Source organism: Marinobacterium sp. NO-S09, from assembly GCF_059179545.1.
On the sequence record NZ_CP168954.1, the window covers coordinates 202151 to 219910 of the forward strand.

Annotated in this window: 13 protein-coding genes; 5 read left to right on the forward strand and 8 right to left on the reverse strand. The window is 58.7% G+C overall.

Annotation, left to right across the window (positions count from 1 at the left end; genetic code table 11):
• Positions 1 to 33: 33 nt before the first annotated feature.
• Positions 34 to 708 (reverse strand): ribose-5-phosphate isomerase RpiA, encoded by a 675-nt coding sequence (gene rpiA / locus O3C79_RS01100; protein ID WP_494385765.1) that lies wholly within the window; start codon positions 706 to 708, stop codon positions 34 to 36.
• Positions 709 to 863: 155 nt separating this feature from the next.
• Here rpiA and ilvA point away from each other — a divergent pair, with 155 nt between their 5' ends.
• Positions 864 to 2381 carry a threonine ammonia-lyase, biosynthetic gene (gene ilvA / locus O3C79_RS01105; RefSeq protein ID WP_494384489.1) on the forward strand — a complete coding sequence of 506 codons (1518 nt, stop codon included), beginning with the start codon at positions 864 to 866 and terminating at the stop codon, positions 2379 to 2381.
• Positions 2382 to 2434: 53 nt separating this feature from the next.
• Here the strand turns inward: ilvA and O3C79_RS01110 are convergent, their stop codons facing one another.
• The 4 genes from O3C79_RS01110 to O3C79_RS01125 all read right to left on the reverse strand — a co-directional run bounded on the left by O3C79_RS01110 (position 2435) and on the right by O3C79_RS01125 (position 6106).
• Positions 2435 to 2947, reverse strand: a complete 513-nt coding sequence (locus O3C79_RS01110; RefSeq protein WP_494384490.1) for a hypothetical protein — start codon at positions 2945 to 2947, stop codon at positions 2435 to 2437.
• Positions 2948 to 3080: 133 nt separating this feature from the next.
• On the reverse strand, positions 3081 to 4478 hold the full coding sequence (locus O3C79_RS01115; RefSeq protein ID WP_494384491.1) for a TRAP transporter large permease: 1398 nt from the start codon (positions 4476 to 4478) through the stop codon (positions 3081 to 3083).
• The gene (locus O3C79_RS01120) at positions 4475 to 5029 is read right to left on the reverse strand and encodes a TRAP transporter small permease (RefSeq protein ID WP_010321536.1); all 555 of its coding nucleotides are present in this window, start codon (positions 5027 to 5029) and stop codon (positions 4475 to 4477) included. Before O3C79_RS01120 ends, O3C79_RS01115 begins: the two co-directional genes overlap by 4 nt.
• Positions 5030 to 5122: 93 nt before the next feature.
• Positions 5123 to 6106 carry a TRAP transporter substrate-binding protein gene (locus O3C79_RS01125; protein WP_010321535.1) on the reverse strand — a complete coding sequence of 328 codons (984 nt, stop codon included), beginning with the start codon at positions 6104 to 6106 and terminating at the stop codon, positions 5123 to 5125.
• A 384-nt stretch (positions 6107 to 6490) separates the two neighbouring features.
• Between O3C79_RS01125 and O3C79_RS01130 the strand changes: the two genes are divergently transcribed.
• On the forward strand, positions 6491 to 8098 hold the full coding sequence (locus tag O3C79_RS01130; protein WP_010321534.1) for a methyl-accepting chemotaxis protein: 1608 nt from the start codon (positions 6491 to 6493) through the stop codon (positions 8096 to 8098).
• A gap of 72 nt (positions 8099 to 8170) precedes the next feature.
• On the opposite strand, the gene O3C79_RS01135 is transcribed toward O3C79_RS01130, so the two are convergent.
• Positions 8171 to 9535, reverse strand: coding sequence for a sigma-54-dependent transcriptional regulator (locus O3C79_RS01135; RefSeq protein WP_494384492.1), 1365 nt, complete (start codon positions 9533 to 9535; stop codon positions 8171 to 8173).
• On the reverse strand, positions 9532 to 11781 hold the full coding sequence (locus tag O3C79_RS01140) for an ATP-binding protein (RefSeq protein WP_494384493.1): 2250 nt from the start codon (positions 11779 to 11781) through the stop codon (positions 9532 to 9534). Before O3C79_RS01140 ends, O3C79_RS01135 begins: the two co-directional genes overlap by 4 nt.
• Positions 11782 to 11902: 121 nt before the next feature.
• On the opposite strand from O3C79_RS01140, the gene pyk reads away from it, so the two are divergent.
• From pyk to gshA, 3 genes are all read left to right on the forward strand, one after another.
• Complete coding sequence (gene pyk / locus O3C79_RS01145; protein ID WP_494384494.1) at positions 11903 to 13339, forward strand: pyruvate kinase; 1437 nt, start codon at positions 11903 to 11905, stop codon at positions 13337 to 13339.
• Positions 13340 to 13355: 16 nt separating this feature from the next.
• On the forward strand, positions 13356 to 15632 hold the full coding sequence (locus O3C79_RS01150; protein WP_494384495.1) for a Tex family protein: 2277 nt from the start codon (positions 13356 to 13358) through the stop codon (positions 15630 to 15632).
• 69 nt (positions 15633 to 15701) lie between these two features.
• The gene (gshA, locus tag O3C79_RS01155; RefSeq protein WP_494384496.1) at positions 15702 to 17264 is read left to right on the forward strand and encodes a glutamate--cysteine ligase; all 1563 of its coding nucleotides are present in this window, start codon (positions 15702 to 15704) and stop codon (positions 17262 to 17264) included.
• Positions 17265 to 17271: 7 nt separating this feature from the next.
• On the opposite strand, the gene O3C79_RS01160 is transcribed toward gshA, so the two are convergent.
• Positions 17272 to 17673, reverse strand: coding sequence for a flagellar basal body-associated FliL family protein (locus O3C79_RS01160; protein ID WP_010321528.1), 402 nt, complete (start codon positions 17671 to 17673; stop codon positions 17272 to 17274).
• Positions 17674 to 17760 lie beyond the last annotated feature (87 nt).

Sequence of the window (17760 nt, forward strand, 5' to 3'; positions counted from 1 at the left end):
CGCAGATACGGCGGAGGCTGAGAGTCAAACGCTTCAGGCGTGACGGATGGTCTCAACGCCGTCGGGCGTGCCCATCAGGATAATGTCGGCGCCACGGCGAGCGAACAGGCCGTTGGTGACCACACCCACCATATTGTTGATCTGGGCTTCCAGCGCCTTGGGATCCAGCACTTCCAGATCGTGCAGGTCGATAATAATGTTGCCGTTATCGGTGACAAAGCCCTCACGGTACTGCGGCTGACCACCCAGCGCCGCCAGCTGACGCCCCACATAGGAACGCGCCATCGGAATCACTTCCACCGGCAGCGGGAACGCGCCCAGCAGATCCACCTGCTTGCTCTGATCGACGATGCAGACAAACTCCTTGGCGACCGCCGCGACGATCTTTTCACGGGTCAGCGCTCCGCCGCCGCCCTTCACCAGATTCAGGTGCGGGTCGAACTCGTCAGCGCCATCGATGTAAAACTCCATCTGGCTGACCGAGTTCAGATCCAGTACCTCGATACCATGACCGCGCAGACGCTCGGCTGTGGCTTCAGAGCTGGCTACGGCACCGGCAAAGCGGTGTTTGATCCTGGCCAGTGCATCGATAAAACAGTTCGCGGTCGAGCCGGTGCCCACTCCGATGATGCTGTCATCTTCGAGGCGGCCCTGAATGTGATCGACGGCAGCCTGTGCGACCGCCTGTTTCATCTCGTCTTGTGTCATGGTTGTGCCCGTTGCTGATTCAAACTGAACAGCAATTATACGCAACCCGCCGTTGCCCTTGTAGACGCTGGCACATGGAGCCGATACCATTTGGCGAAACATTGCTCACACCGGCCCTGTTACAGCGGCCCTACCGAGATACAGATACCTGTCCTATGCCACATCGATATATCAAGAAGATCCTCGAAGCACGGGTCTATGACGCCGCTGTTGAAACACCGCTGGACGAGGCCCGCGGCCTGACCGAACGCCTGGGCAACCGGGTGCTGCTTAAACGTGAAGATGAGCAGCCGGTGTATTCATTCAAAGTGCGTGGCGCCTACAACAAGATTTCGCAGCTGTCCGAAGAAGAAAAGGCCCGTGGCGTCATTACCGCCTCTGCCGGCAACCACGCCCAGGGTGTTGCCCTGTCGGCCCGCCTGCTGGGCATCAAGGCCACCATCGTGATGCCCAAAACCACGCCAGATGTGAAGGTGAACAACGTCAAGCGCCTGGGCGGCAAGGCCGTACTGGTCGGTGATGCCTTTGATGATGCCCGCCGCCACTCCGAAAAGCTGATGGAAGAAAAGGGGATGGTCTACGTACACCCCTATGACGATCCGGAAGTAATCGCTGGCCAGGGCACCATTGCCATGGAAATACTGCGCCAGGAAAGCGGCCATATCGATGCCATCTTCGTGCCTGTAGGCGGTGGCGGCCTGATCGCTGGCGTCGCGGCTTATGTGAAATACCTGCGCCCAGAGACGAAAGTGATCGGCGTGGAGTATGCCGATTCCGCCTGCCTGGCATTGGCCATGCAGGCAGGTCATCGTGCCGTGCTGGATCAGGTTGGGCTGTTCGCGGACGGCGTCGCCGTCGCCCAGATCGGCGAAAACACCTGGGAGGTGTGCAAGGATTTCGTCGACGAAGTTGTCACCGTCTCCACCGATGAAATCTGTGCCGCCATCAAGGATATCTTCGATGATACCCGCTCGGTCACGGAGCCGGCCGGTGCTCTGGGTGTGGCCGGCCTGAAGAAATATGTCGCACGCGAAGGCATAAGCGACCAGACCCTGATCGCCATCAACTCCGGTGCCAACGTCAACTTCGACCGCTTGCGTCATATCGCCGAGCGTTCCGAACTGGGTGAGCAGCGCGAAGCGATCATTGCCGCCAAAATCCCGGAAAAACCAGGTAGCTTCAAACAGTTCTGCAAGGTACTGGGCAAACGCAACATCACCGAATTCAACTACCGCTACAGTGACGATGACCAGGCGATCGTCTTTGCCGGCATTCAGATCCGTCCCAACAATGATGGCCGTGAAGAACTGCTGGGCGAACTGCACGAACATCTGGATGAAGTGGTCGATCTGACCGATGACGAAACCGCCAAGCTGCACGTGCGCTACATGGTGGGTGGGCATGCCCCGACCAGCGTGGATAACGAGGTGGTCTACCGCTTTGAGTTCCCGGAACGTCCGGGCGCGCTGATGAAATTCCTCAGCAAGCTGGGCGGGCGCTGGAACATTTCCATGTTCCATTATCGTAACCACGGCGCCGCCTACGGGCGTGTACTGGTAGGTATGCAGGTGCCTGATGCGGAGCGCGACCAGGTCGTCGCCTTCCTGGAAGAGATCGGTTATACCTACTACGACGAAACCGACAACAGCGCCTACAAGCTGTTCCTCGGCTGACCGCGAGCCCCGTCACTCAGACAGTGGCGGGGCGCAAGCGCCGGCTGCGTTGTTTAGCGCGGCTGGTCCGGGGTTTCCGGTGAATACTCGAATTCCTGCCGGGTCAGTGCCTGCAGGGTAAACAACGCCAGCGAAACAATCCCCCAGCTCAACCCCAGCACCACACCGGCATCGATGATGCCGCGCCAGGGCTGCTCCAGCATCCGCACCAGCAAAATCAGTCCGATAATGCCGCCGGTCAGGCAGTAGGTAACGATCTTGCGCCGCTTCTGGGCATGGAAAAACCCCATGCAGAATACCGGTGCCAGCACCGCGCGCAGCGGCGTAACATTCTGTTTCAGATAGCGAATCCGCGCGGCCACACGGGGCGAGAAATTCTGCTGAAAGCCTCGATATCCTTCGGCAAACCCCATAAAGGCCAGGCACAGCACCAACGCCAGCCAGTGATACCACTCAAAATTGCCCAACGGCATCTCCAGCGCCATGCCGCCCAGGCGATAGATCGCGCTGGAAAACAGCAGGCAGATGCCGGTGAAGCCCCAGAGTGCTGCAATTACTCCGAGCATAAAGACTCTCTGTCGGATGAACGAAAGCGCGCATTATAGCGCCAACCGCCACACATAAAAAAACCGCTGCCCGAAGACAGCGGTTCCACCCTGTCAGCATCCTGCTGACAAAGGTCGGATCTCCTGTGGTGGATCAGTAGCCTTTCAGCTGATCGATATACTCCGGCAGGAACAACGATATCTGCGGTATATAGGTGATCAGTATCAGGAAGAACAACAGCAGGCCCAGCCAGGGCAGACAGGCCTTGATCACCCAGATCATGTTGCGCCCTGTTATACCGGCGGTCACGAACAGGTTAAGCCCCACTGGCGGTGTCAGCATGCCGATCTCCATGTTCACGACCATGATGATACCCAGGTGGATCGGATCGATACCCAGCTGCATGGCGATCGGGAACAGGATCGGTGCCATAATCAGCAGGATCGCCGAGGGTTCCATGAAGTTACCGGCAATCAGCAGCAGAATATTGACCACAATCAGGAAGCCCCAGGCCGGCAGACCCCACTGCATGATCATTTCCGCAATGTTGTGAGGAATACGCTCGGTGGTCAGCACGTGGGCAAACAGCATGGCGTTGGCGATGATGAACAGCAGCATCATGGAAACCTTGGAGGCATCCACAAACACTTTGCGCACTTCCGGATGGGAAATGGAGCGAGGAATCGCCATCACTACCTGGAACAGGTTGCGCGCAATTGCGCTCCCCATGGCCTCGCCTTCATTACGCCAGGCCACACCTTTCAACGGGCCGATATCACGATAGCCCATGACCGCGATCAGGTAGGCGTAGACGGCCGCAACGGCTGCAGCTTCAGTCGGAGACGCGATACCGCCGTAGATGGAACCCAGTACGATCACAATCAGCATCAAACCGCCCATGGCGATGCCGCCCGAACGGAACAGCTGCTTGAAGCCCGGGAACGGCTGCGCCGGCAGCTTCATGATGCGCGCTGCAATGTAGATGGCTACCATCAGCAGCAGACCCATCATCAGGCCCGGAATAAAGCCGGCCATGAACATGCGCGAGGCCGATACTTCGGTTGCAGCAGCATACACCAGCATCACGATGGACGGCGGAATCAGAATCCCCAGGGTACCGGCGTTGGCAATTACGCCTGCGGCAAAGGCTTCCGGATAACCGGAGCGCACCATACCCGCGATTACGATGGTGCCTATGGCCGCAACAGTCGCCGGCGAGGAACCGGACACGGCAGCAAACAGCATACAGGCCATCACTGATGCCATCGCCAGACCGCCACGGACATGGCCAATGGCATCGATGGCGAAGTTGATCAGGCGCTTGGCCACACCACCGGTGGACAGAAACGCGGATGACAGAATAAAGAAGGGGATCGCCAGCAGGGTGTAGTGCTCAGAGGTGGCCTCGAACAGCTTCAGCGCCACCGACGCCAGCGAATCGTTGGAAAACAGCAGGATCGTGGTGACACTGGACAGGCCCAGTGCAATCGCGATCGGCATCCCCATCAGCATGCAGCCGAACAGGATGATAAACAGCATGGCAGTGGTCATTGGCGTGCCTCCCCGTCATCGCCCTTGAGGTCACGGGCAATTTCCATACTCTCTTCGGCTTCATCGGCAAAGTGGAAACCGTCCGCTTCACCCTTGAGGACTTTCCAGCCCAGCTGCAAAAAGCGCAGCGCCAGCAGGCCAAAACCGATCAACAGGATCGTCATCACGGTCCACTTGGGAATGGGCAGGTCTTCCAGTTCAATGCCGATCATTTTCATCTTGGCCAGGTAGATCCAGGAGCCATACAGGAAGAGGCCGCAGTAGAACAGACAAAGCGCAACCGCAATCAGAGTCACGCCTCGGTGTACCCCTGCCGGCAGCATTTTAACGAAGACATCCACACCAATGTGGGCGCCGACCTTGACACCGTAGGAGGCACCGAACAGCACAAACCAGGCTGACAGCAGAAGGGTGACCTCCTGTGCCCAGTGGATGCCGGCGTTGAAACCGAAGCGCGCGACCACTTCTGCAAATACCAGCAGAGTCATGGACAACAGCAGCAGCGACAGGATCGCCTCTTCGATGTGCGTTACCAGATTACGTACAGACATAGCTTTTTCCCGGTCTCGGACAGCCCTCCGGGCGAAGGGCTGCTGCGGGATGGCCTTGTGCGACCACCCCTGATGGATCTTGTGTTCAGTGGATTACTGGTTGGACTGAACAGCCGCTTCGATCAGGTCGGCACCGATTTCGTCTTCGAACTCTTTCCACACCGGCTTCATGGCTTCCACCCACTGCTGGCGCTCGGCATCAGAAATTTCGATCACTTCACTACGGCCGGAGTCGATGATTGCCTGACGGTCCTCGGCGGCCTTGTCAGCAGAGATCTTGTTGCCGTACACAATGGCTTCATCCAGCGCCTGCTTCAGCTCGGCACGCACATCATCATCCAGGCCGCTCCAGAACTCGGCAGAGGTCACGACCAGATAGTCCAGCACACCATGGTTGGAGTCGGTGATGTAGGGCTGCACTTCGTGGAACTTCTTGGAGTAGATGTTTGACCAGGTATTTTCCTGACCATCGATCGCTTTGGTCTGCAGCAGGGTGAACACTTCAGAGAAGGGTTTTTTCAGCGGCACGGCATCAACCGCCTCAAACTGGGCCTGCAACACGTCAGAGGTCATGATGCGGAATTTCTTGCCGGCCGCATCAGCCGGCACGCGCAGAGGCTCGCTGGCAGACAGCTGTTTCATGCCGTTATGCAGGTAACCCAGACCGACCAGGCCACGCTTGCGCAGAGAATTCAGCAGCTCCTGACCTCGGTCGCTTTGCTGAAAACGCTCAACAGCTTCCATGTCCTTGAACAGGAACGGCAGGTCAAAAATCTGCAGGGACTTGGTGTACTTCTGGTACTTGGACAGGGACGGTGCCGCCATCTGCACATCACCCAGCAGCATGGCTTCCAGTACCTTGTTATCACCAAACAGCTGGGAGTTTGGGAACACCTTTACTTCAACCTTGTCGCCCATACGCTCGGCAACAAGATCACGGAATTTCAGGGCCATCTGGCCTTTCGGGGTATTTTCGGCCACCACGTGGGAAAATTTCAGCTCGATAGGAGCAGCAGCAGCGAATTGAGCACCCAGGGTCAGGGCCAGGGTTGTAGCAGCAGCGGTCAGTAAGCGCATGATGAAGTTTCTCCTGTTATTTCTGTTGTTGGTGCCTTCATGCCGATCTTTTTCTTGGGGGTGATCGGTCGCAGGAAACACAGGAGTCACTAAGCAAGGCAGGGGCCAAGTTCACATAAAACCGCAAAATAAATTAAATAAACCTTCAATTTCAAACATTTAAAATATAATAAGCAAAATATTTCACGCATCTGGCCCCGGCCGTTTTCAGCGGCTTTCGACACAAATACCTACTGTGAATGGGTGGATTTCCACCCAAATCCAGCGAAAACAAACTCTTGTGGCAGATCAGCTTTTTTTTGCATAGGATCTGTATACTGGTAACGACATTTTTAATAACGCAAGCCTATTAACAGCGCAGCTCAGAGATCAGGATGGAATAACGTGAACAGCTCCATTTCGATTCAGCATAAGGTCAACCTGTCCCTGGTTGTGGTGTTCCTGGTCATCCTGATCAGCTCGCTAACCACTATCTACCGCAGTGAAACTTCACTGGTCGATAACGTTGTTACCCAATCCACCCTGGATGCCGCCGACTCCTACTTCGACAGTATCAACATCCTCATGCTCAGCGGCGCCATGGCCAACCGCAGCACCCTGCAACAGAAGATGCTGTCCAACGAGGCGATCACCGAAGCCCGCATCATCCGTGGCCAGCAGATCAGTGACGTCTACGGCCCCGGCAGCGATGACTCCCACCCGGTCGACGACTTCGATAAACGCGCCATGCAGGGCGAGCACGTGATCGAAGAACTCGACGACGAGCAGGGCCATCGCCTCACCGTAGTGACGCCGATGAAGGCCCTGTCCGACTACAAGGGCACCAACTGTCTGCTGTGCCACCAGGTACCGGAAGGCGAAGTCATTGGTGCCGTGCGTGTCACCTACTCCTTTGACGCGCTGGACAAGCAGGTTAACCAGAACCTGATCAGCGTTGCGCTGATAGAGCTGGGCCTGTTCGTGGCCGGCATTATCCTGATCAGCCTGCTGCTGCGCCGTATCGTCATCAAACCGGTGAACGCTCTGGCCGATACCATCCACAGCATCGAGCGCGACAACGATCTGAACCTGCGTTCACAGATCAATTCCGGTGACGAAATTGGCCAGATGTCGGTTGCGTTCAACTCAATGCTGGACAACATCCATGACGGCATGAAACACGTGAACGACACCGTCAGCCGTCTGGCTGAGTCGGGCAGCCGTATCAGCCGTGTCGCCACCGACTCCGCTTCCGCCGTTCACCATCAGCAGATGCAGACCACCTCGGTTGCCTCGGCCATGGAGCAGATGGAAGCCGCCACCCGCAGTGTCGCCGCCAGCGCCGAGAACACGGTGTCCGCCTCCGATATGGCATTGCAGGAAAGTAACGAAGGCGCGCAGATCACGCAGCAGGCCATTACCGCCATCGAACGCCTGCAGCAGAACATTGAGCGCGCAACCGACGTGATCCAGAAGCTGGACAGTCAGAGCCAGAACGTAGGCACGGTACTGGAAGTGATTCAGAAAATCGCCGAGCAGACCAACCTGCTGGCACTGAACGCGGCCATCGAAGCAGCCCGTGCCGGTGAACAGGGCCGAGGCTTCGCTGTGGTAGCGGATGAAGTGCGTACCCTGGCGTCTCGCACCCATAACTCCACCGAAGAGATCAACCAGATCATCGTGGCGCTGCAGAACGATGCCAAGGAAGCAGTCTCCGTAATGCAGGAAGCGCTGGAAGCCGCCGGTAACGGTGTTGAGCAGGTGCGCCAGAGCAACACCACGCTCACCAACATTAACGAAGAAGTGCGGGTCATCAATGACCTGAACCACCAGGTGGCGAGCGCGGTGCGCGAACAGAGCGACATGGCCAGCAGCGTGGAGCAGAGCATCACCGAGATCAGCCGCAGCGCCGAGGAAACCGCCGAGCGCTCGGAACACCTCAACCGGGTATCCGACGAGCTGGAACAGCTGTCGCAGCAGCTGGAGCAGATGCTCAGCCGCTTCAAACTCTGATCCAGACTGTAGATACAAGAAGGCCGCCCTCGGGCGGCCTTCTTGTTTGCGTGCTTTCCAGTCGTATCCGTATTACTGCTTGTAGTCGTTCTTATCCAGACCGTACTTTTTCATCTTGTCGTACAACGTCTTGCGCGGCACACCCAGACTCTCCAGAGTATCCTTGATCGAGCCACCGTGACGGCCCAGTTCGGTGTGAATCAACATTTTCTCGAAGCGCTCCACCTGCTCCGGCAGCGTCATGTTATCGGCCTGGGCATCCGAGGTAATCGGGCGGTTGTCGAAATCGAAGGTACATCCCTCACCCAAAAGCACATAACGCTCGGCCAGGTTGCGCAGTTCCCTCACATTGCCGGGCCAGTCATGCATCATCAGGCTGTGCATGCGTTCGGCGGACAGCTGCGGAATTTCCCGGTTGTACAGTGACGAGGCCACCAGGGCAAAATGCTGGAACAATAGTGCAATATCTTCGCGTCGTTCACGCAACGGCGGAATATCCAGACGTACCACGTTCAGGCGGTAGTAGAGGTCTTCACGAAAACGGCCCGCCTCGGCTTCGGCCTTCAGGTCCAGCTTGGTGGCGGCAATTACACGCAGATCTAACGGGATCACATCATTGGAACCCAACCGCTCGATGGCACGCTCTTCCAGTACCCGCAGCAGCTTGATTTGCAGCGCCATGGGCATGCTCTCGATCTCGTCCAGAAACAGGGTACCACCGTTGGCGTGCTCGAATTTGCCGATCCGCTGCGCCTTGGCATCGGTGAATGCACCTGCTTCGTGACCAAACAACTCACTTTCGATCAGGTTTTCCGGAACGGCACCGCAGTTAATGGCGACGAAATTGTGATCGCGGCGCTTGCCGTGCTCGTGCAGGTAACGCGCCAGCAAATCCTTGCCGCACCCGGTTTCAGCCTGGATCAGGATATCCGCCGGCATATCTGCGACCGAGCGGCTGAGCTGGCGCAGCGAGCGAATCGCCTGGGTGTTACCGATAATGCGCGGGCCCGGTACATTCTGCGCTTCCACTTCATCACGCAGGCGACGGTTTTCCAGAGTCAGGCTGCGCTTGTCCAGGGCCCGACGCACCACATCCAGCAGCAGTTCCGAGGCGAACGGCTTCTCGATAAAATCATAGGCGCCGTCGCGAATGGCACCCACCGCCATGGATATATCACCATGGCCGGTAATCAGAATTACCGGCAGGTCAGGATCGATCGCCTGCACCTGACGCATCAGCTCCAGGCCATCCATGCCCGGCAGGTTGATATCGCTGACAACTACTCCGGGCCAGTCTTCATTAACTTTCTGTAGCGCCGGCTCAGCCTTTTCCAGAGTGATCAGGTCATAGCCGGCCAGCTCCAGCGTCTGCCCTGCCGCCATGCGGATATGGTGCTCATCGTCGATCAGGATCACAGGCAGCGGCTGACTGCTCATGGCATCTCCTTGTATTCACGCTCAGCCACGGCCGGCAGTTCCAGGGTGAACAGGGCGCCGCCCTGTGGGTGGTTTGCAACGCTCAGGCGTCCGCCCAGATTCTCCATGATCCGGTGCGAAATCGATAGCCCCAGGCCCAGCCCTTCACCACGCTGTTTGGTGGTAAAGAAAGGCTCGAACACCCTCTGCATATCGTCGGCAGCAATGCCTGGACCAGTGTCATGCAGTTTCAGGCGCACCAGACCTTCGGCCTGTTCCAGTGTCACATCAATGCGTTTGACCGGGCTTTGCGCCATCGCCTGCAGGGCATTGGACAGCAGGTTGACCAGCACCTGCTCCAGACGCAGGGTATCGCCCAGCACATAGATATCGTTCAGCTCCGGCCAGTTGAGTTCAACACCCGACTTGTCCAGACGCCCGTACATCATCGACATGGCCCCGTCACGCACGGCCTTGAGCGAAGTCGGCCCCGGCTGGTCACTGCTCTGGCGCGAGAACTCCTTCAGCGGATGGATGATCTTGGCCATGCGTTCGGTCAGGCCGGCGATCTCCTGCAGGTTCACCTCTACCCGCTCGGGTTTGTTCAATTTTAGGAACGCGGCCGCGTTGTCGGCGTAGTTGCGGATCGCCGTCAGCGGCTGGTTGAGTTCATGGTTGATCCCTGCCGCCAGCTGCCCCAGCACGGCCAGCTTTGCGGTCTGAATCAGTTCATTCTGGGTGCTGCGGTGCTGCTGCATCTCTTCCAGCAGACGGTCGTTGGTACGCCGCAGGTCCGACGTACGCTCCTCCACCCGGGTTTCCAGCGCTTCACGGGCACGCTGCAGCTCATCTTCATACTGCTTGCGCTCGGTCATGTCATGCACGGTGACGATAAAGTGGCGGTCTCCCGCCAATGCCATGCAACCGATGGTCAACTCGATGGGGAAATGGCTGCCGTCGGCGCGTACACCGCTGGACTCCAGCGTCAGCTCCGGCATGTCACGGCAGGACGCCGCGCCGATTACGCGCTTACAGGCTTCATGCTCTTCCGGTCGGATCAGCTCGGTAAAGGCATGATCCCGGATCGACTCGACGGAGATCCCGAACAGCTTTTCTGCAGTCGGGTTAACCGATTCAACCCGGCCCTGGCTATCCAGGGTAATCAGACCGGCATGGGTGTTGGTAATAATGGCGCTGACCTGGCGTTCACGTTCCGCCAGTGCATTCAGCTCCCGACGCTGAAACGCGCGACGCTCACGGCCGATACGCCAGCGCGCCTGCAGAAACAGCACCAGCAACACCAGCGCGATATAGACAAAGACCGCCAGCACCATGGCCTGCAGCACCGCCTCATTGACCGTGGTCAGGCGCGCCATGATGGAGACATTCAACCCGGTGCCGGGTACGGGGCGTTGTACCAGCAGGTACTCGGTGGTTTTCAGGCCATCCAGTGCCGAGCCGCGAATACGGTCGCCTTCCAGAAGGGTTATCAGTTCACCGCCCTGTTCCAGCTGCTCACGACGCACCACCTCCAGTGCTTCCAGTGGATGATCCAGATAACGCAGACTTTCAAGAATGCGTTTCAGATCAGACGGAGAGAGGCGGTGCAGGGTATGAAATTTCCATTCAGGGCGGGTGGCGATCACGATTACGCCATCTTCATCGGTTACGGCAATATCCTGCAGGGGGTCATTCCAGTCACGCTCTATTTCCTGCAGGTCAATTTTAACCACCGCGACCCCGATCACCTTTTCGGCCTGCCAGATCGGCCAGGAAAAGAAGTAACCGCGCCTACGAGAGGTGGTCCCCAGTGCAAAATAACGCCCGGCCTTGCCCTCCATGGCATCCTGGAAGTAGGGCCGGAAACTGAAATTGCGGCCGACAAAGCTCTTTTCCTTGTACCAGTTGCTGGCCGCCAGGGTAAGGCCATTCGGCCCCATCAGATAGCTGTCGGTGGCGCCCACCACTTCGGTAATCTGCTGCAGATAGCGGTTGGCGCGGTCAATCCGCCCTGCATCCTCAGGCTCAGCCAGGGCATCACGCAGGCGCGAATGGCTGGCCATCACCTGAGGCAGGTCCTTGTACCGGTCCAGCTTCTGCTGCACGCTGAGCACGTAGCGCCCCATATTCGCAACAGCTTGTTGCTGCAGCTCCTCCAGCGCCTGCTGACGGCTCAGGTAAGCCACCTGCATCATCACGATCAGGAACAGCACAATGCCCAACAACAGGGACAGGGGACGATAACGGCGCAGCCTACCCAGACGCATTATTCATCCTTGTCCATGCCGAACAGCAACGGCAGATTGGGGTTGGGCGCTTGAAAAATAGTGTCTGGAGCCATACTTTAGTCGAGACGTTCGACCCTCCACTGACAAGAGATCAGAATTGATGCTTAAGCGTACCAAAATTGTAGCGACTCTGGGTCCTTCTACTGATGCACCGGGCCGCCTGGACGACTTGATTCGTGCCGGCGTGAATACCGTGCGCCTGAATTTTTCCCACGGCAGTGCTGACGATCACCGCGGCCGTGTGGAAGCGGTACGCGAAGCCTGTCGTCGCACGGGCGAGTCCGTGGCACTGCTGGGCGACCTCCAGGGTCCGAAAATTCGCATCTCCCGTTTCAAGGAGGGTCCGATCCAGCTGGCGATCGGTGATCACTTTGTGCTGGACGCTGCGATGGATGAAACCGGCGGCAACCAGCAGGCCGTGAGCGTCGACTACAAGGCCCTGCCGGAAGATTGCAGCGCTGGCGATATCCTGCTGCTGGATGACGGCCGGGTGCAACTGAAAGTACTGCAGATTAACGGCAGTCGCATTGAAACCGAAGTCACCGTGGGTGGCCCTCTGTCCAACAACAAGGGCATCAACCGTCAGGGCGGTGGCCTCAGCGCAGCAGCACTGACCGACAAGGACAAACACGACATCAAGGTCGCGGCCGAGCTGGAGATGGATTATGTCGCCGTTTCCTTCCCGCGTACCGCCGATGACCTGAACACCGCGCGCGAGCTGCTGGAAGCGGCCGGCAGCAGCGCCGAAATCATCGCCAAAGTGGAGCGCGCCGAAACCGTGGCCAGCCCCGAAGCGCTGGATGCCATCATTAATGCCTGCGACGGCGTTATGGTTGCCCGAGGTGATTTGGGCGTCGAGATCGGCGATGCCGAGTTGATCGGGGTGCAGAAACACATCATCAAACGTGCCCGCCAGCTTAATCGCGTGGTGATCACGGCTACCCAGATGATGGAAACCATGATCCAGAATCCGATGCCGACCCGCGCCGAGGTATTCGATGTGGCCAACGCCATTCTGGATGGCACCGATGCCGTCATGCTGTCCGCCGAAACCGCCGCTGGCAACTACCCGGTCGAAGTGGTCGAAGCGATGACCCGCATCTGCCAGGGTGCCGAAAAGCACCAGCTGTCACGCCCGGCACCGGTAGCACCGGATCATCTGTGTACCCGCACCGATGAAGCCATCGCCCGCGCCGCCATGTATACAGCGAACGGTCTGGACAGCGTGAAGGCGATCATCTGCCTGACCGAATCCGGCTCCACACCGCTGTGGATGTCCCGAATCCGTTCCGGCCTGCCGATCTTCGCCCTGACCCGCAACCACCGCACCATGCGCCGTATGGCACTGTACCGTGGTGTCATGCCGATGTTCTTCGACGCTACTGCTGTCGATGAAACGCGCCTCAATGAAGAAGTGCTGGCCGGACTGCAGGCACGCGAGCTGCTGCAAAGCGGTGATCGCGTTATCTTGACCCGTGGTGCCAGCATCGGCGAGCATGGCGGCACCAATTCCCTGCAGATTCTGCAGGTGCCCTGAACCTAGACGAGCTGCCATGTCCATTGAACAGCAACTGGCGACCGAGCTGAGCATTAAGCCAGCTCAGGTCACCGCCACCCTCGCCCTGCTGGATCAGGGCGCCACCCTTCCCTTCATAGCCCGCTATCGTAAAGAGCAAACCGGCGCGCTGGACGATACCCAGTTGCGCCAGCTGCACGAACGACTGGGCCAGCTGCGTGACCTGGAAAGCCGACGTGAGTCGATTCTGGGTCGCCTGCGCGAGCAGAACCAGCTGACACCGGAGCTGGAGCAGGCATTGAACGCGGCCGACAGCCGCGCCCGACTGGAAGATCTGTACCTGCCCTATCGCCCCAAGCGCCGCAACAAGGCGCAGGAGGCACGGGAAGCAGGGCTTGAGCCTCTGGCGCAAGAGGCGATGAAGCAGGGCGCCCTGCCAAAAGGGAAGCTGAACCAGTTTCTCAACCCCGAGGCTGGCTTTGCCGACGCGGATGCCGTGGCCGAAGGGGTACGCCAGATTCTGCTGGAAGCCCTGAGCGAAGATGCCGACCTGACCGGCGAGCTGCGCCAGCGCCTCTGGCAACAGGGCGAATTCCAGGTCCGTGCCGCGCGCGGCAAGGCAGATCCGGACAGCAAGTTCCGCGACTACTTTGAATATGCCGAGCCCATCGCCCGCGTGCCTTCACATCGCGCTCTGGCCGTGTTGCGCGGTGTATCTGAAGGGGTACTCAAGGCTAGTCTGCATCTGCCTGAAAGCCTGAACGGCTGGCCGGAAGAACAGATGGCCCGACGCCACAAGCTGCGCTCGGCGCAGCTGGACAGCTGGATGCAGCAAACGCTGGAACAGGCCTGGCAGAAAAAAATGCGCCCCTCGCTGGAAACCGAACTGGTGAAACGCCTGCGTGAACAGGCCGACCAGTCCGCCATTGAGGTGTTCGCCCGTAATCTCAACGATCTGCTGCTGGCGGCACCGGCCGGCGCCAAAACCACCATCGGCCTGGACCCCGGCCTGAGAACCGGCGTTAAGGTGGCGGTGATTGATGCCACCGGCAAGCTGGTGGACTACACCACCATTTACCCACACGCGCCGCAGAAGCAGTGGGACAAGTCCCTGCATACGCTGACAACACTGGCGAAAAAACACGGTGCCGAACTGATCGCCGTGGGCAACGGTACCGCCTCCCGCGAAACCGAACAGCTGGCCCAGGCCGTCTGCAAGTCGGTGCCTCAGGCGGTACAGGCGGTGCTGGTCAACGAGGCCGGTGCGTCTGTCTATTCTGCTTCCGAGCTGGCTGCTGCGGAGTTTCCGGATATCGATGTCACCATCCGTGGTGCCGTATCGATTGCCCGTCGCCTGCAGGATCCGCTGGCGGAACTGGTCAAGATCGACCCCAAATCGATTGGCGTGGGTCAGTACCAGCACGATGTGGATCAGAACCGTCTGGGCGAGTCCCTTGATGGCGTCATCGAGCAGTGTGTAAACCATGTGGGTGTCGACGTGAACACGGCATCTTCTGCCCTGCTGAGCCATGTTGCCGGTCTCAACCGTACCACCGCCGACAATATCGTCGCCTGGCGTGACGAGCACGGTGCTCTGCGTAACCGTCGCCAACTGCTCAAGGTGCCGCGTTTGGGGCCCAAGGCGTTCGAACAATGCGCCGGCTTCCTGCGCATCCGCGATGGCGAGGAGCCGCTGGATAACTCTGCCGTTCACCCGGAAAGTTACCCGCTGGCACAGGCCATTGCCAAGAGCTGTGGCGTCAAACTCGAGGCGCTGCTGCAGCAGGCCGACAAGCTGAAACAGGTGGATCCCGCGCAACTGGAAGCCCAGGGTTACGGCAGCTATACCGTACGCGATGTGCTCAGCGAGCTGGAAAAACCGGGCCGCGACCCGCGCCCCGAGTTCCGCTCGGTGCAATACGCCGAAGGCGTGGAAACACTCAAGGACCTGCAACCCGGCATGGAGCTGGAAGGCGTGGTGACCAACGTGACCCATTTCGGCGCCTTTGTTGATATTGGCGTACACCAGGATGGTCTGGTTCACATTTCTCAGCTGGCCGACCGTTTTGTCAGTGACCCGCACACGATCGTCAGCAGCGGCGAGATCGTTCGCGTCCGTGTTTTGGAAGTGGATGAAACGCGCAAGCGCATCTCACTGACCATGAAGTCCGGCGCAGCCGCAGACAAGCCAACGCCATCCTCAGGGCAAGCGCCCAAGGGACGTGCAGCCGCCAAGCCGGCGCAACAGGCACCGGTAAAAGGCTCACTGGCCGACAAGCTGCAGGCCGCTGGCCTGAGTTCTCGCCGCCGCTGAGCAGATGCAATTTGCCAAGGGGTGGACGTATAATGCGCCCCCTAAGGCTCAACCACAGGAATCACAACGGTGCTGGCAACCCTCGAACAGCAACTTGATCGCCTGACCCGCACGGGCCAGGCTGACCTGCTTATCCGTACCCGTCAGGGCATCGAGAAGGAAGGCCTGCGCGCCACTGCCGATGCCGCAATCTCCCAGACACCGCACCCGCGCGGCCTGGGCTCTACGCTGACGCATGACTTTATTACTACCGATTATTCGGAAGCCCTGCTGGAATTTATTACACCGGTTCAGAACAGCCCGGCCGAGGCACTGGATTTCCTGACCCAGCTGCATGCCTTCAGTTTTGAACAGCTGGGTGATGAGGAACTCTGGTGTGCCAGCATGCCCTGCGAGATTCCGTCCGAAGAGGCGATTCCCATCGCCGAATACGGCAGCTCCAACGTAGGCCGTCTCAAGCATGTCTACCGCCAGGGCCTGAAATACCGCTATGGCAAGATGATGCAGACCATCGCCGGCATCCATTACAACTTTTCCATGCCGGATGAGTTCTGGCCGGCCTGGCAGCAGTTGGAAGGTAACACCGACAGCCTGCAGGCGTTCCGTTCCGCCGGTTACTTCCGCCTGATCCGTAATTTCCGCCGTTATGGCTGGCTGTTGCTGTACCTGTTCGGGGCTTCACCCGCCCTGTCCGCGTCCTTCATGTCCGGACGCCAGCACAGCCTGGAACAGCTGGATGCCGATACCCTGTACCTGCCTTATGCCACCTCACTGCGCATGAGCGACCTGGGCTATTCCAACAAGGCTCAGGCAGACCTGAACATCTGCTTCAACCACCTGGACAGCTATGCCGACTCGCTGCACAAGGCGATCCATACTTCACACCCGGCCTACGAAGAGATCGGCGTTGAAGTAAATGGTCACTATCGCCAGCTCAACACCAATGTGCTGCAGATCGAAAATGAGTATTACAGTGACGTGCGCCCGAAGCGGGTTACCGAGTCCGGGGAAAAACCCGTGCATGCACTGATGCACCGTGGCGTGGAATATGTCGAGGTGCGCAACACGGATATCAACCCGCTGTTGCCGCTGGGGATCGATGAAAGCCAGTCACGCTTTATCAATGCATTTTTGATCAGCTGCCTGCTGGGCCGCGCCGATGATCTGGACGATCAGGAATGCCAGCGTGTCACCGAGAACCACAGCCGCATCGTCAACCGTGGTCGCGAGCCGGGCCTGACCCTGTTCAGCTGTGAAGGTGAAGTCAGCCGCGAAACCCTGGCCGAGAAGATCCTCGACCAGGTTGCCAAGACTGCCGAAATACTGGATGCCGCCGAAGGCAGCAGCGCCCACACCGACGCCGTTGCGGCTCAGCGTGAGAAGTTCGCCAACCCGGCGCTGACACCCTCGGCACAGGTACTGGCCGCTCTGCGTGAAAGTGGCTTGAGCCACAGTGAATGGGTATTGCAGCTGAGCCGACAACACCGGGAAACGCTGCAGCCTCAACTGACCGCCGAGGCCCGTGAGCGCTTCACCCGTGCCGCCGCTGAATCACTGCAGGCACAGGCTGCGCTGGAGCAGGCCGAACAGCCTGCGTTTGCCGATTTCCTGGCGGACTACGTCGCCAGCTGATACCGCGCTACTGGGTCACAAAGCTGGTGAAGAAGAGGTCGGAGACATGGGTGTCTCCGGTCTCGTCCTTCAACAACTGCTGCACCGCATGCAGTGCCTTTTCGGCCAGCACCTGCTGGGCCGCGACCGAACCGATATCCTCTTCCTTCACCGCCGAGAACAGAAATACCAGATCGTTGCGGATATGTGCCTTGTGCGCGTTTACCGCATGGTGAGCCGCCTGGGTTTCAACCTGAATGGTCACTTCTGCCTTGAGAAAGCGAACCGGTCCCGGGCCACCGAAATTGGTCACGAACGGCTTGAGTTCGATGTAATTGATGTAATCCTCGGCCGTTTTTTCCTCCGCCATCAGCGGCTGAAACAGCAGGCCGATCAGCATGGCCAGAGTCAGTACAACGCTACGCCCCATGTCACCACTCCTGTCTATCCTTTAGGCCCCGAGTATACCTGTCATTCCCCCTCAGCTGCCACGCTGCAAGGTGTATTGCACCCCTTT